Origin of the sequence: Vibrio sonorensis, assembly GCF_001854765.1 — a bacterium.
Taxonomy (GTDB): Bacteria; Pseudomonadota; Gammaproteobacteria; order Enterobacterales; family Vibrionaceae; genus Vibrio; species Vibrio sonorensis.
This window is the reverse complement of the sequence record NZ_LJJE01000060.1, coordinates 29,920-44,806: the sequence shown is the minus strand read 5'-3', so window position 1 is coordinate 44,806 and position 14,887 is coordinate 29,920. Positions and strand designations below refer to the sequence as shown.

Here is a 14,887-nt window from a genome sequence, read left to right as displayed (position 1 = left end):
TAACGCCTTGGTTTTCTAAACTAGCTACAAGCTGACCTAACTTGTGATATTGAACTGGGTTAACACACCAATATCACCAATTTTTTCCGCAATGGGAATAAACTCCATTGGAGAGATGAAATTACCATTTAAAGTCCAACGAATTAGACATTCTGCACCGGCAATTTTTTCTGTTTCCGAGTCGTGTATGGGTTGGAACACCACAAAAAAATCGTCCTGCAAATCGGTTTTTGACACCGCGGCTCTAAACTCGGTTTCTAGGTTGTTTTGGTGTTCAATCTGTTTGGCTAAATCTTCTTGGAACTCAGCTAACCTCACTCTTTCCGACAGTACATCAAGTATCGCCATCTCTGCTTTATTTAAGCTTTGTTCGTGGTTATCTCCTTTCTCTTCAACGTAGTAACCCAATGCCACATTGCTAAAGAAATGGCGCCCGTTAAAATGAAAAGGCTCGTTTAGCAAGGAGTAAAAACTTTCCACGTCCAGTTGAAAATCTTTGGGAATAAAGATGTTAAAGCTGTCTGTTGAGTGCTTGCTGCACACTGCCCCTTCAATTTCGTTACTGACTCGCGCCAGTATCTCCATAAAAACGAGATTGGCGACTGCTGTACCCCAAATTTCGTTAATACGTTGATAGTTGCAAATACGCACGCAGCACACTAAGCCGTGGTCGTGCTCTTCATTAATTTTTGCTAAAAACGCCTCTCTATAAAAGAGTCCCGTGTGCGGGTCTTGCATCGAAAGCTGTTTGTTTAGTCGCCTCGCGGCCACCAGCTCACTGATATCAACCAGTTGGATCAAGTAAGCACCTTTGTAAGCAATCAATGACAGTCTTACCCACTCCACATTCCGATCCGGATAGCTGATCCCCAGTTCAAAATGACACTCAAGCCCCACTGATATAGCCTGTTTTAGATGCCCTAAAAGGTCAAAATAGGAAAAATTTTCATCGACAAACTTGATGTCTGACTGGAACAAATTTTGATCTCTCGCCACTCGGAATAAGTCACTCGCCTGCGGTGAGAGCTCTTTTACGCTAAAGTCTTTGTCAACGATGGTATAAGCGATACTCATCGCTTCAATTTGATCACTGAGGTTTTTCATAGTTTCACCATCGCTTTCTGAACCTGATAAGGGAGGAGATCCAGAGAGCAAATCTTGCCGACTCCACCTTTTGCTATCGCTTCTTTGGGCATTCCAAACACCAAACTAGACTCCTCATCCTGAGCGAACGTTGCCGCTCCGGCCTGATGTAACTCTTTCAAGCCTTGAGCGCCATCATCCCCCATACCGGTTAAAATCACGCCGATCCCACGATTTCCTGCATTTTGAGCCGCAGATCGAAACAGCACATCCACGGAAGGTTTATGTCTTGAAACCAAAGGCCCATCCTTTAATTCTAGATAGTATTTGTGATTTCGACACTTTAGTAAGGTGTGCACGCCACCGGGGGCAATGTAGACGTGCCCTTGATGTATCTCTTGGTCGTTTTTAGCTTCGACCACCTTGTGTTTTGTAAACTCATTGAGTCGCTCGGCAAAAGCTCGTGTAAACAGTTCAGGCATGTGCTGAACCACGACGATGGGCGGACTATTTACCGGTGTGTTGACCAAAAACTCTCGAATTGCATCTGTCCCCCCTGTCGATGCCCCGATAACAATAACGTGACTCGCCTCTTCATCTTGGCTCGGTGCTTGAGGCTTGAGAATGACGTCAGCACTCTCTTTTTGTCGATAGCTGTCAGTACTTGTGTACTTCAATGTTTTAACTTTGACTTGATGTGCTTGCTTTATTGAACTGATGATTTGTCGCGCTTCTGGAGACTGCAAATAATCACTCAGTTGGGATTGTGGTTTATTAATCACCTCAATCGCTCCGGATGAAAGTGCTTCTAGGCTCAGTGCAGGATCTTGCTCGGTCATTTGTGAGATGATAATGGTAGGTGTGGGACGCGTTGACATGATTTCTTTTAAAAAGGCGATACCATCCATTTTCGGCATAACAATGTCGAGAAGTACCACATCTGGCCAATGCTTTTCCATCTTTCGCCTTGCCAAAATCGGATCAGGGGCTGTTCCGCATACATGTATCCCCGGATCTTTTTCTAACATTTCCCCTAGCACTTGTCTGATCACGGCGGAATCATCAACAATAAACACATTTATCGGTTTCATTTTCCTGTCCTTCGGTAGATGCAATTTTCGATTTGCACTACTTCACTACGTCCGCGTAACACGTTTTCACTATGCCCCAAGAAAAGTAAACCGTTGGGCAGTAATTGGGACAGCACGTTATCGATTATGGTGCCCTGCTTATGTGAATCAAAATAAATCAATATGTTACGAAGAAAAATCACGTTGTATTGGCTGTGAGCGTCTGAATTCATTAAGTTGTATTGCTTAAACTGACAAAAGCGCCTGATCACTTTTGACATAGTAAAATAGCCTTCGTGCTCCCCTACCCCTTTCAAGCAGTATTTCTGTCGATACTCACTAGGAATTTTGTCAGCCAGAGAAAGTTCATAGCGACATTTTCGCGCTTTTAGTATCGCTGCGGCAGAGACATCACTTCCAACCAACGACCAATTGGCACTGCCACATATATCATCGAGTGTCATCGCGATACTGTAAGCTTCTTCACCGGTCGAACAGGCCGCACTCCAAGCTTTTACCGAAGAACAGGGCATATCCGTCAATAGATGCTTTAGATGTTCAAATTGATAGGCTTCTCGGAAAAAGCTCGTTTCGTGGGTGGTTAACTTATCTATAAACCAGTGAAACTCGTCTTCATTGTTCCCAGAAGTAATGATGCTTAAGTACTGATCAAAGCTTTCACAATTGGTGAGTTTTAGCCGATTGGCTAAGCGATTCTCCACCATCACTCTTTTGTGTTGCCCTAACCGAATACCCGTATTTTGCTCCAAAACCGTTTGAACACATGCAAACTGAGCCTTAGTTAAGGGTTGCGGCGACATCAGCTCTCCCACTTCGCTAAAACACCACTTTGAAATGTCAGCATTTGGTCGTTAATGCTCACACCATCCATCATGGCCGACATGACCAACACCGGGACTGTTGCCGTATCTAACTGGACCATTTGCCAAATAAACTCGTTGGGAATATGTGAACCAAATGCAGGCTTTTGATAAAAGTGCTCTTCTTCTACCGACTGAATCGCCAGTACCCGTGACACCACTAGACCCACGATCATGGTTTGCAGCGTTTTGGGGTTGACCGTCTCGTGCAAAATAATGCAGCTGTACTTGTCGTAATCTTGGGGCATGTCCAATCCAAGGCGACAAGCCGCATCGACAACGGGAACCACACTGCCGCGCACATTGATAACGCCGCTAATCACCGGTGGACACATTGGCACTTTTGTTAACTTAGAGAACTCGATAACCTCTCTTACTGATTCGATAGGGATAGCGACGACTTCAGCAGATACATTGACTAACAACAGATCCATATGAGTAAAAGAGACGCTTTCTTGTTCAGTCGCCATTCTCCGCCTCCTCTAATTTTTTCTGTTCAGTAAACAGCCATTTCCACTGTTGTTCGCTCAATAGCTTGTCGGTATCCAGAATGGTTAATAATCTATCCGGCAACTTAGCTAAACCTCGGATAAGGGGAGATTCCATCACTCCTCCAAGCTCTGGTACCGGTTCTAAATCTCCGCTCGATATATCGATAACTTGCCGCACCAAATCCACTTTGTTGGCCACGACAAATGAGTCCCCTTTGTGATGAACTTCTGTCACTATCACACACGTTTTAGAGCCTACTGGACAATACTCATGCCCTAGACAGCACGACAAATCGAGCACAATAACCAAACGTCCCCTTAGATTCATGATCCCTAGCACCGAGTCGGGGGCACCGGATAGGGATTCGATATTCGGAAACTCCATAATTTCCCGAATAGAGGATATCGGATAGGCGTAATACTTATCGGCTACTTTAAACTCCAAAAATTTCTTTTCATCCGCCTCAATATTTGATGCCATATAGCCCCCTATTCATCAAAGGGTACAAAGCCCGATTCTGGCTCAGCTTTTTGCGGCACCACAGTTGCTCTTGGTAGCCTTCTTTCTCGATTTCCGACACTATCATTGTCGTTTAACTTAAAGTAGTTCACCGTATTTCGTATTTCTCCCGTTTGCTCTTGAACCAAAACCGCTGTCGCGGCCAGTTCTTCAGAAGCAGAGGCGTTTTGCTGAGCGATCTCATCGAGCTGAGAAACGGTTCTATTAATTTCCGCTACGCTGGTACTTTGCTCAGTTGAGGCGGCTGTAATTTCTTGAACCAAATCGGCCGTTTTTTGAATGTTTGGTACCATTCGATTGAGCATATCCCCCGCGTGCTGGGCCACTTTTACACTGTTGTCAGCTAGAGTACTTATCTCTTGTGCCGCTACCTGACTTCGCTCTGCTAGCTTGCGCACTTCATCAGCAACCACGGCGAAACCCTTGCCGTGCTCACCTGCACGCGCCGCCTCAATGGCGGCATTAAGTGCCAACAAGTTGGTTTTATAGGCAATGTCTTCAATGATGCCGATTTTCTCAGCAATTTCAGTCATGGCATTTACCGTGTCGTTAACCGCCTTACCGCCTTCGTTCGCTTCCGAGCTCGATTGAGTGGCAATGCCGTTGGTCACTTTGGAGTTTTCCGTATTCATGGAAATTGATGAGCTCATTTGATCCAAAGAGGCGCTGGTCTCTTCGACGCTCGACGCCAATTGACTCGATGTGGTACTCAACATCTGAGAGGTTGTGGATACTTCGTTGGTACTGTGAGAGATGGATTCAACAGACCGCTGAATATCTAGCAAAATACCCTGTAGTCTTTCGAGAAAGCCGTTAAAGCTCTTAGCGGTTTCACCAATTTCATCGCCGCCAAAATCGGGAATTCGCCGAGTAAGATCCCCTTCACCTGAGCGTAAATCTTCGGCAGCCTCGGACAGAGCTTTAATTGGCATCACTATACCTTTGATAAGGAACAGAGCGGTGACAAACGCAAGTAACACTGCCACACCCAACAGGCCCCAAACTAGAGAGATACTCTCTCTGGCGGCTTCCACTAACTGCTCCAACGAGTCATTGGCCTGAGTGCTCGCTTTTAAAGTAATGTCATCGAGAATGGTCTCTAGCTTGTTAAACACCTCGTGTTCTAACTTATCGATTTCAATCGCAGCGTCTAACTTGGATCTCGGGTTGTATGTCGCAATTATCTCTCGCCCGCCGTTGTACAACTCTAAATAGAGTTGTTCCACCTGAGCTAAGCTTTTAATTTCTTGAGGTTTTCTCTCTAGTGGTTTGATTTCTTGTAAAAACGCGGCAAAGTTGCGCGCTTCATTTTCAAACGCATTATCAGCGCCTATTTCACCGCGCATATAGGCGTTTAGCGCCGCCATCATGTCGCCTTCTTCGTCGATAAGTTCAAGATAGTAGCGCACACCGGAAGGTCATCGTTTACCACTTCTTCAAAATCCCCTCGTCCTGCATCTTCTACCTCTTCTTCTTTTAATGTGTCCAGAAGAAGCTCCAACGGTTCGGCATACTCTTTCACTAAGAAGTTATATCGATCGACAGCTTTACTTTCCAACGAGGGGTCGAATCGCTTAAACACCAGATTTTGCATATCGTCGTAGTAGCGCTTTGATAAATCATCGATCTGCCTTATCAGCACTCGGTCGACTGAATCCAACTGGCGCAAGTTTTCGAAAAATGTAACAAACTCCGTGTAGTTGGCAGTAAAATCTTCTTTCTCTTCAATTTCGCCGGTGATGAACTCCAGTACGTTCGAGTTCATATCACCGAGTTCGTCTAGCATGCTAAGGGCCATGGTGACCTTGGGTATTTCTTCTTTACCCACTCCGATGGCGTATCCTTCGATGGTTCTGTTTTTGAGTTGTACCGAAACTGCAATCACAAACAGCAAAAATCCCATGGTGAACATTGCTAGAATGATTTTATTTCGAATCGATAATCGTCCTATCATTTCGAGTCCCCCTGTTTTAAGCAGTCGCTATGACTGATTAAAACGCTCTACATTGATTCGATCGTTTTGGTTTAAAGCCGTTTGAATAAGAGCGAAAATATCCAAGATGACTGCCACGTCACCGCTTCCCAAGATGGTCGCTCCACTCACCCCTTTTAGTCCTTCAAACAAGGGGCCCAGTGGCTTAACTACCGTTTGAAACTCACCTTTTAACGCATCGACCACAAGCCCTGCGCGAAAAGACCCAAATTGCACAACGATAAGCGCTTCTTCTTCGAAACTGCTTGTCGCCTCTATACCAAACCATTCTGACAAGCGCACAAAAGGCAGTACCTCTTCACGCAAATTCACAAACTGTTTTTGTAATGATTCGGGGTCAGCGATTTCTTGTAACTCCAAGCACTCAACAACATTGTCCAGGGGGATTACATAATCGCCATCTCCGACTTGGAACATAAAACCATCAATAATCGACAGCGTTAGGGGTAATCGGATAGAGACTCGACTGCCTTGTCCTGCACGTGTTTCCAGTTCTATGTTTCCTCGCAACATTTCAATATTGCGCTTTACGACATCCATTCCGACACCGCGCCCCGAGAGATCGGTCACTTCGTCTCTAGTGGAAAAGCCGGGCTCGAATATTAATTGGCGAATGTCACGAGCTGATAACGAGCTTTTCGCTGCTATCAAACCTTTTTCCGTAGCTCTTTTTAACACCTTTTCTTCATCGATCCCCCTGCCGTCATCAATCACTTCTATCACGATTGATCCAGAGTCATGGAACGCATTTAGCCGAATCATTCCCGTGGCTGGTTTGCCGTTTATTACCCGTTCTTCGTGACTTTCTATTCCGTGATCTATGGCATTTCTGACTAAATGGGTCAGGGGATCACTCAGCTTTTCGACAAAGGTTTTATCCAGCTCAGTTTCAGCCCCGCTCACCACTAGTTCAACCTGCTTACCCAACTCAGCGGAGGTGTCTTTTACTACCCGTTTGTACTTGTTAAACGTGTCGCCAATTTGCACCATTCGAAGCTGTAAAGAGCTGTCGCGAATACTCTCAACTAGGCGTTCAAGTTGTGCCATTGCCTCTGTCAAAGGTTCACTTCCCGTCTCGTGGGCGAGGAGGCTGGTTCTCGCGCCAGTTATCACCATCTCTCCCACCAAATCAATCAGTCTATCGAGCTTATCGGCTTCAACTCTGAGTGTTTTTGCTGGTTTGATCGCGGGTTGTTGCTTTTTAAGAGCCGCGTTGAGCACTTCTTCGGGTAGTTTTTGCTCTTGTTGCATCACTTGACCAAGAAGTGGCTGGCGATTGGTCGCTTCGGCAACTTTTTTTTGGCTCTTTAATCCAGAGTTCAATTCTTGCTCTGTAATCGCCCCTACTTGCAGCAGTATTTCACCGATTTTGTGGTCGGCTTCCGGCAGGCGGCGAATCAGCTCTAGATATTGCTCTATTTGGCTATTGGGTGGGATTAGAATGATTTGTGCATCGTTTTGAATAAATTCAAACACTTCCATTAATTGGTTTCGGGTAACGGCGCCTCTAAAACGAATTTCAAAGCCCAGGTAACAGACTTCTGGATCAAATTGTTCGAGGTTTTTATCCAGCTCGTCTAAAACCATTCTCGCTTCGACGACTTCCCCTAAGTTACTGAGGTAATTAATAAACGAAATCGGGTCCAGCCCATCTTTAAATACCGTTTCCAGTGGGCGGAATGAAATATGCCAAACACCAGACAACACATTTCCTTCAATGTGCTTTTTCGGCGCTGGTTTAGATATGGGGTCGGGTTCTTCTGGAAGCCACGTATCCAGTTTATCAATAAGCGCATTAACCTCTGAATGGGACGAAATTAGATTGCTTTCTCCATCCTGTAGATCTAAAACCTGTTTCTTGAGTTGATCGCCACTTTCTATCAGTAAATCAATCAGCTCTGGGTTGCCTTCCAGTTGATTGGTTCTAATTCTGTCGAGCAGTGATTCCACTTTGTGGGCCAAGGCAACGAGCTCGGTTAAACCAAACAGTCCTGCGCTTCCTTTAATGGTGTGAATGTTTCTAAATAGCAGATCTGTTGTACTGGCATCTAAGTGGTCGCAATCCAAAAGCGTTTGCTCTACATCCTCCAATAGCTCTAACGCTTCGTTGATAAAGGTTTTTAATGCGCCGTTGAGTTCGTTACTCATTGCTGCCTCCAGCCGATGTCCAGTGCATGCTAAACATAGATTGGAAATGCGCGACTTTATCGCTCATCGCAATAATAGGAGAATCGATACCTCTGTTCTCCGCCCAGCGTGAAAACCAGACCAATAGTTGAATGCCCGCGCTGTCGATCTCTTCAACCGCCGAAGCATCCAAAACAAGCTTTTGCTCACTTTCTAGCAGAACCCTTAGCTCTTGGTACACATCGGTCACTTCATAGATACTGAGTTCTTCTGGAAGCATGTAGGTTTGCTCTTCCATACATCACCTAACAAGAGAGTATTTTTGAAACCGCTTGCAGCATTTGATCGGGCTTAAATGGCTTCACCATCCAAGCTTTTGCTCCGGCCTTTCTACTCTCTTCCATTAAGTATTCCTGTGTTTCGGTAGTCAGCATAATGATCGGGGTAAACTTATACTTAGGTAAGGTTTTAACCTGCTTTACAAAGTCGATACCGTTCATATTTGGCATGTTTACATCGCTGATGATCAAATGCACTTTACTTCCATCAAGCTTGGCTAATCCCTCCACGCCATCGCGGGCTTCCAACACCTGAAATCCCGCTCCAGATAGAGCAATATTGACCACTTGTCTTAATGATTCTGAGTCATCCACAATTAATATTGTTTTCTTCATCTGTTTACCTTTGGTCAAAAATAGGTGACGCTGCCTTCCTGATGAGGTTCTTTTTTATCTTCACTTTTTGTACGCTGCTCGATCAGCAGTAGTGCATCCCGTACCTTAGATTCATCCCAATTTGGGTTATCTTTGTCGTAATGCCTAAGTTCATTGGCGATCACTTCCATCCCTTCCATAACGCCAGCTAACTTCTGCTGTAGCCGGTCGCCAAACTGGGCCAATACGATAATTTCTTGCTGTAAGCGTCTTATTTTTTTTAACTGCTGCTCTACTTTTTCCCTGTTTGGTTCCCTTTGAGACATTTCATTGATCGTCGCGTCAGTACAGTGCTGTAGCTCGATAATTTTTTCCGTCAAATGCTGAATTGCGGCTGACGAAAACTGGTAGCTGGATTCCAACTGTCTACTGAGGTGGGGAATAAGTTGCTGTTCGAGTGATTCAACTGGAGGCTTACTTGATTCTTCACTCTCTCGTAATGCATATCCGTAAAGTGCCAATACAAAAACGGTGATCAATGCACTAGTTAACAGTGTCATCAGGTTCACACCCAGTAACACTGACTCAATAATTGCGATACCGATAAAAATTACGCCAGCAGAGATAGCGACTTTCACACACTCTTTCCCTATGGAGCCCCATTAGTAAAAAGCCTAGTCCAAAATATTGAGAAATGAATTAATAAGGAGGAATTAATGAAGAATTAGAGGGACTTTACAAAAGTTGCACAAGGTAAGACTCAGAGGTGGTTTTCAAATCCGCTACAAAAGAAAAAGCCGAAGAACAAGTCTTCGGCTCTGAGCAAGTCGTAAATAACGTTAGGCGTTTTCTGCTTCAAACTCTCGCATAAAGTCGACTAAAGCTTGAACTCCCTCTAGTGGCATCGCATTGTAGATGGATGCGCGCATGCCACCAACAGCTCGGTGTCCTTTAAGTGCAACGAGACCGCGCTGCTCAGCAAGTTCGAGGAACTGAGCATCCAGTTCTGGCTTGCTTAACTGAAACGGAACGTTCATACGAGAACGGTTGTCGCTATGTACGTTGTTAACGTAAAAATCTGAGTTATCGATATAGCTGTATAAAAGCTGAGCTTTTTTCTTGTTCAACTCTTCGATCGCCGCGACGCCGCCTTGCGCTTTAAGCCACTTAAACACCAACCCCGATAAGTACCACGCAAATGTTGGTGGCGTATTGAACATAGAGTCTTTCGCTGCCAGTACTTTGTAGCTAATAAAGCTAGGAAGTAGATCACTTGCAAGTTCTAACAAATCATCACGCACAATGGCAATGCATAGACCTGATGGCCCGATGTTCTTTTGCGCTCCCGCATAAATTACGCCGTACTTAGACACGTCAATTTTACGAGAAAGAATGTTGGAAGACATGTCGGCAATAATTGGCTTATCTGTTTGCGGAAGATCAGAGATCTCTATTCCGTCGATAGTCTCATTTGGACAGAAGTGAACGTAAGCCGCTTCTGAGTCAATTTTCCAGTCGGATGCAGGGTGAACGGCAAGCTTGCCATCAATTTCAGTTTTAGCTTTAAATACGTCAACATCACAGTATTTTTTCGCTTCGGCAATCGCACTTTCTGCCCAGTAACCAGCATCGATGTAGGAAGCTTTGTTTTTGCCACCTAGCAAGTTAAGAGGTACAGCAGCAAACTGAGCACGAGCACCACCTTGGCAAAACAGCACTTTATAGTTCGCTGGAATATCTAACAAATCTCTTAAGTCTGCTTCTGCTTGTTCTGCGACTTCGATAAACGACTTACTACGGTGACTGATCTCCATCACCGATGTGCCCAAGTTATTCCAGTCGATAAACTCTGACTGAGCTTGCTCCATCACTGGTTTTGGCAGCGCTGCGGGACCCGCACTAAAGTTAAAAATGATGTCCTTGGTATCGCCCATGACTTACTCTGCTCCTTGCTCTTAATTAGATTAATGTGATTAATACCACTTTTTTGAGCATATAAAAACAAAAAAGAGGTCTTTAGACCTCTTTTTTCTGTCAGTAACGTTTTTTTGCCATTGTTATTGAAGCAACAGTGGCATTAACAAAGCAAATACGGGGATCTCTTGTCCGTTGCTAAAGATCAGTTTTCCATCTTTTAGGTCGGCTTTCATCCCATAACCACCCTGAATTTGCTCTACAAATTCCATAACTAAGCCCTCGTCGACGGTTTGACGCACAAAAGGATAGTTAGCCACCAGCTCGTCGGAGACAAAGGTATCCATATTGCCAACCAACGCCGGAACGATTTGCATCGGGTCATGTGCAATACCTGTTGTGCCTTCTGGTACAGCGACTTTCCAATGAGTCTTAAACTGGCCATCGTCCACCTTGAGCTCTAAGCGTTCCATCGCCAAATAGAACCCTTTCTCCAACAAGGTCTCCACCATAGGTACCGCTTTTTCAATGTCGGATTCACTCAATATTGAATTGTGTGCATACAGATCGTAAAGCTCGGTAAGAGATTGGTTGTCGATGTCGCCAAAAGAGACATCAAGAGCAAAGTCACTGATGGTGGCATCCGGCGCTTTTATCGATTCAATCGCTATCGCGTGCTTGCTATCAAGACGAGATGTGGACTCATCTACAGACGTATTCAAAACATACGAGGTGTTATCCATTTGGAATTGCACCGCATCATTGAGATCGAGCGCTTTCAACGATTTGATTTGATAGGACTGACTGCCAAGCCAAAATGCACCCGTGTATTTTCCTTGTCCTTCACCTAACCAGTTTTCGAGCCTGACACTCTCTCCTGAATGAAACTGAACATTGACCAAAGGCACATCAAAGTCGAATGTCATATCGCCAGTGGTGGTGAGGTGTCCACTGATGGTTGATTTAGCCACTTCAACAGCAGCATTTTCTTCCGCTTCGATAACCGTGGACCACTGGTCGAGCACAACCTTAAAGTCCGTATCTCCGTTGAGTTGAGTTTTTGTGGTTATCGTTAGTGGCAGCTCGTTAAAGTCTTCTATCTTTGAAACCGAAGTTAAGCTGACTAGCCCGTGTTTAACTTCACTGACAACCGTGTACTCCGTAGGTAAACCGTCTGTAGTGAGTTGCTCTAACAACATAGGGTCGGTCACTGAAAACTGAGTCGTCACTTTTGATGACAAGTAGCCGCGGTCATAGCTGACTAGCTCACCGGAAACAGAACTATTGTTTAGTTGCTTCATTCCGTCGGTAATAACGCTCTCTCCGATTTGTCCTACGGCTAAGGGCCAACACAAAAGAAGAGATATACCACCACCGATGGCTCCGTATTTTTTTAGTTCATGCATAATTTCATGTTCTTACTGAGATTTTCTCCTAGTCTACAACAAAATCGGTGCATTTTTTCAGTCTAATGTGACCTTGGCTAAATTTCGTATGAGTCGCAAACAAATCTCGAACCCAGCTCTCAGCAAAACCCTCCCCTGCCTGTTAAGGTGATAACGAGTAAACCGCTGATTTGAGAGGATACGTTGAACCCCTTTGCCATTTTGTGTTTGGACAACAACCCGACAAGTGCGCAACAGCTAAGCGATGAATTGAGTTCATTTACTGGACACTTCGACCTTTATTCCGCATCGACATTGCAAGAAGCGCACAACACCCTGACTTGGTGCCAAGATCAAGAGCAAAGCGTTGCACTTGTGATCGCAGCTCATGACGAAGGGTTCAATGGGGCCGATTTCCTGATCCATTTAGACAAGATCCCACACACTCAGACGGCGCGAAAAATTCTGCTCAGCTGTGGTCAAGATATCCAAGCCATTTTGGCCGCCGTCAATGAAGGCCGGCTTGACCACTGTTTGACCAAGCCGCTACAAGACAAGCTGGTGTATCAGACTGTCAAAAAAGAGCTGACAACCTTTGTTATGGAGCACGATAAAGACAATCTGCTCAGCTATAGTCAAACACTGGAACATCAAAGGCTGCTTCGCGCTCACATTGACAAAAAATTGCGCAGTTACCGCGAAGGTTTTATCTCCGACCACCACAAACTCACCGATAGCGAGCTCGCCGAACGCGTGATCAATGCTCTTCATCAGTTTTTTGACAAAAGTGATGAGACAAGGGCAAGAAGAACATACTCACCTGAGCACCTTCTCACCAAAGAAGGAGAAGCCAATCGATTTTTGTGGTTCATTACCGATGGAGAGGTTGCCCTGTATAAAAAAGACGAACTTGGCATTCAGCGCGAAGTGGTCCGACATACTAAAGGCAACATTGTTGGAGGCATGTCTTTTGTTACTGGCGAGGCTTCCTTTTCCACCGCGATTACTTTGACATCTACCGAAGTGATTAAGCTCGACAGAGAAGTATTTGCAAAAGTCATGCATTCTCACACTGAACTGTTGCCGCTTTTCACCAACTTGCTGTTGAGACATTTCAATCGTCGTTTACAGCGCAGTATCACTACAAAAATTCAATTGCAGCACACACTTGAGTCTTTGGAATCCGCCCATCAACAACTCATTGAGAGAGAAAAGATGGCGATGTTAGGACAACTGGTCGCTGGCGTGGCTCATGAACTTAACAACCCAATAGCTGCGATCCTGCGCGGAACAGAAACTTTGAGCAACAGTGTTGACCATTTGATGTCTAGACCGAGTGATCACCAAGATTTAGCTCAAGGCGCAGACGTACTTAGAAGAGCTTTAGAGGCAAGCCCCTTATCTACCGCAGCAGAACGTGAAAAAACCAAATCCATATCAGAAAGGGTTACTGATCGTCGAGTCGCCAAAAAGCTGGTTAAAATGGGGCTGGAAGAAGACCCTGACTTACTTCATCTGTTTGACCGCGATCCCAACCATGCCAAACAACATATCGAAGAGCTGGAAAACTACCATTTAGCAGGGAGCACTCTTCGCTCTATCAATGTGTGCGCTCAAAGAATTGCCGACATGGTAAAAAGCCTTAAAGGCTACGCCCGCCAAGACGATGAAACTTTCCACGAATGCGACTTGCACGAGGGAATAGAGGACACATTAGTCATCTTTGAAAGCAAATTAAAAATGCACCAAGTCATTAAGGATTACGGTGAGTTGCCCCCTGTATCTTGCCTACCCATTGCTTTGCAACAAGTATGGACAAACTTAGTTTCGAATGCGATTGACGCCTTTCCTGCAAAAGGTTGCCTGACCATTAAAAGTGCTATTGAACATCGCAATGGACAAGAGTGGGCGGTTATTCGCTTTTCTGACAATGGCAGTGGTATACCCAAAGAGATACAAGAACGCATTTTCGCCTTGAACTTTACGACCAAAAAAGAAGGCAATTTTGGCTTGGGTATCGGGCTATCTGTCTGTCAGCAAATCGTCAATCAACACGGTGGTGAGATTAAAGTGGAGTCCACACCAGAGCAATCCACTACTATGGCGGTTTGGTTGCCGTGTAACCAAGACCCTTCATCTTCTTTTCACCTAAGGAGTGAACAATGAATAAGTACTTAATTCTCTGTGTCGACGATGAGCGCGAAGTTTTAGACAGCGTTATCCAAGATCTAGATGAATTTGAAGAGCACTTTGTCGTAGAAGCGGCAGAGTCCGTTGCAGAGGCCAAGGATATCATTGCCGATTGTGCCAACGAGTCGACACCTCTGGCATTAATTTTATGCGACCACATAATGCCAGAGCAAACAGGCATAGAGTTTCTGATTGAACTGGCCCAAGAAGAGGAGACAGAAAACTGTCGAAAACTGCTTCTTACTGGTCAAGCAGGGTTAGAAGATACGGTCGAAGCCATCAACCACTCTAGCTCGATTTTTACATTGCCAAGCCTTGGCGTGGAGATGAATTAAGAAAAGTAGTTAAAGATCAACTCACTAGCTACATCATCGAATGTGAACCAGAGCTGATGCCTTGGGCCTCTATCTTAGACACTGAAAAAGTATTAAACGCGATTGCAAAAAATCGTATTAGCTATGGGGAATAAGACCGAAACTTTCATTGAATTGGTACACGGCTTGCATAGTTCAAACAATTCGACAAAAGAATGACATTTGTAGGTGACTCTAACTTCAGATGTATTATGATGTCGTAAATC

At 44.9% G+C, this 14,887-nt stretch carries 14 protein-coding genes and 1 pseudogene; 2 read left to right on the top strand and 13 right to left on the bottom strand.

All coding sequences use genetic code 11. The features are described 5' to 3' along the window. Nucleotides 1-36: 36 nt before the first annotated feature. The 13 genes from BLO31_RS24855 to BLO31_RS09475 all read right to left on the bottom strand — a co-directional run bounded on the left by BLO31_RS24855 (nt 37) and on the right by BLO31_RS09475 (nt 12,138). The gene (locus BLO31_RS24855; protein WP_281182246.1) at nt 37-1,104 is read right to left on the bottom strand and encodes an EAL domain-containing protein; all 1,068 of its coding nucleotides are present in this window, start codon (nt 1,102-1,104) and stop codon (nt 37-39) included. After that, nucleotides 1,101-2,174, bottom strand: coding sequence for a protein-glutamate methylesterase/protein-glutamine glutaminase (locus BLO31_RS09525; RefSeq protein ID WP_070965185.1), 1,074 nt, complete (start codon nt 2,172-2,174; stop codon nt 1,101-1,103). The genes BLO31_RS24855 and BLO31_RS09525 overlap by 4 nt, the downstream gene beginning before the upstream one ends. Next, on the bottom strand, nt 2,171-2,974 hold the full coding sequence (locus BLO31_RS09520) for a CheR family methyltransferase (protein ID WP_070965182.1): 804 nt from the start codon (nt 2,972-2,974) through the stop codon (nt 2,171-2,173). The genes BLO31_RS09525 and BLO31_RS09520 overlap by 4 nt, the downstream gene beginning before the upstream one ends. Beyond that, nucleotides 2,974-3,504, bottom strand: coding sequence for a chemotaxis protein CheW (locus BLO31_RS09515; protein ID WP_070965179.1), 531 nt, complete (start codon nt 3,502-3,504; stop codon nt 2,974-2,976). The genes BLO31_RS09520 and BLO31_RS09515 overlap by 1 nt, the downstream gene beginning before the upstream one ends. Continuing rightward, complete coding sequence (locus BLO31_RS09510) at nt 3,494-4,006, bottom strand: chemotaxis protein CheW (RefSeq protein ID WP_070965176.1); 513 nt, start codon at nt 4,004-4,006, stop codon at nt 3,494-3,496. The genes BLO31_RS09515 and BLO31_RS09510 overlap by 11 nt, the downstream gene beginning before the upstream one ends. Nucleotides 4,007-4,014: 8 nt before the next feature. Further along, nucleotides 4,015-5,454 (bottom strand): methyl-accepting chemotaxis protein, encoded by a 1,440-nt coding sequence (locus BLO31_RS09505; RefSeq protein ID WP_245688454.1) that lies wholly within the window; start codon nt 5,452-5,454, stop codon nt 4,015-4,017. Then, nucleotides 5,412-5,999: a hypothetical protein gene (locus tag BLO31_RS24420; RefSeq protein WP_245688453.1), complete on the bottom strand. Its 588-nt coding sequence runs from the start codon at nt 5,997-5,999 to the stop codon at nt 5,412-5,414. The genes BLO31_RS09505 and BLO31_RS24420 overlap by 43 nt, the downstream gene beginning before the upstream one ends. Before the next feature lie 27 nt (nt 6,000-6,026). Beyond that, the gene (locus tag BLO31_RS09500) at nt 6,027-8,186 is read right to left on the bottom strand and encodes a chemotaxis protein CheA (protein WP_070965173.1); all 2,160 of its coding nucleotides are present in this window, start codon (nt 8,184-8,186) and stop codon (nt 6,027-6,029) included. Continuing rightward, a complete protein-coding gene (locus tag BLO31_RS09495) occupies nt 8,179-8,463 on the bottom strand; it encodes an STAS domain-containing protein (RefSeq protein WP_070965170.1) in 285 nt (94 codons plus the stop codon). The genes BLO31_RS09500 and BLO31_RS09495 overlap by 8 nt, the downstream gene beginning before the upstream one ends. 7 nt (nt 8,464-8,470) lie before the next feature. Further along, complete coding sequence (locus BLO31_RS09490; RefSeq protein WP_070965497.1) at nt 8,471-8,839, bottom strand: response regulator; 369 nt, start codon at nt 8,837-8,839, stop codon at nt 8,471-8,473. A gap of 14 nt (nt 8,840-8,853) precedes the next feature. After that, nucleotides 8,854-9,456 (bottom strand): hypothetical protein, encoded by a 603-nt coding sequence (locus BLO31_RS09485; protein WP_070965167.1) that lies wholly within the window; start codon nt 9,454-9,456, stop codon nt 8,854-8,856. A gap of 201 nt (nt 9,457-9,657) precedes the next feature. Next, nucleotides 9,658-10,752 carry a 3-phosphoserine/phosphohydroxythreonine transaminase gene (serC, locus tag BLO31_RS09480; RefSeq protein ID WP_070965165.1) on the bottom strand — a complete coding sequence of 365 codons (1,095 nt, stop codon included), beginning with the start codon at nt 10,750-10,752 and terminating at the stop codon, nt 9,658-9,660. Nucleotides 10,753-10,875: 123 nt separating this feature from the next. Further along, nucleotides 10,876-12,138 carry a DUF945 family protein gene (locus tag BLO31_RS09475; RefSeq protein WP_070965163.1) on the bottom strand — a complete coding sequence of 421 codons (1,263 nt, stop codon included), beginning with the start codon at nt 12,136-12,138 and terminating at the stop codon, nt 10,876-10,878. Between the two features lie 183 nt (nt 12,139-12,321). Between BLO31_RS09475 and BLO31_RS09470 the strand changes: the two genes are divergently transcribed. Both BLO31_RS09470 and BLO31_RS09465 read left to right on the top strand, forming a co-directional pair. Then, nucleotides 12,322-14,283 carry an ATP-binding protein gene (locus tag BLO31_RS09470; RefSeq protein ID WP_070965159.1) on the top strand — a complete coding sequence of 654 codons (1,962 nt, stop codon included), beginning with the start codon at nt 12,322-12,324 and terminating at the stop codon, nt 14,281-14,283. Next, nucleotides 14,280-14,776: pseudogene (locus BLO31_RS09465) on the top strand (response regulator). Before BLO31_RS09470 ends, BLO31_RS09465 begins: the two are co-directional and overlap by 4 nt. The last annotated feature ends 111 nt before the right edge of the window (nt 14,777-14,887 follow it).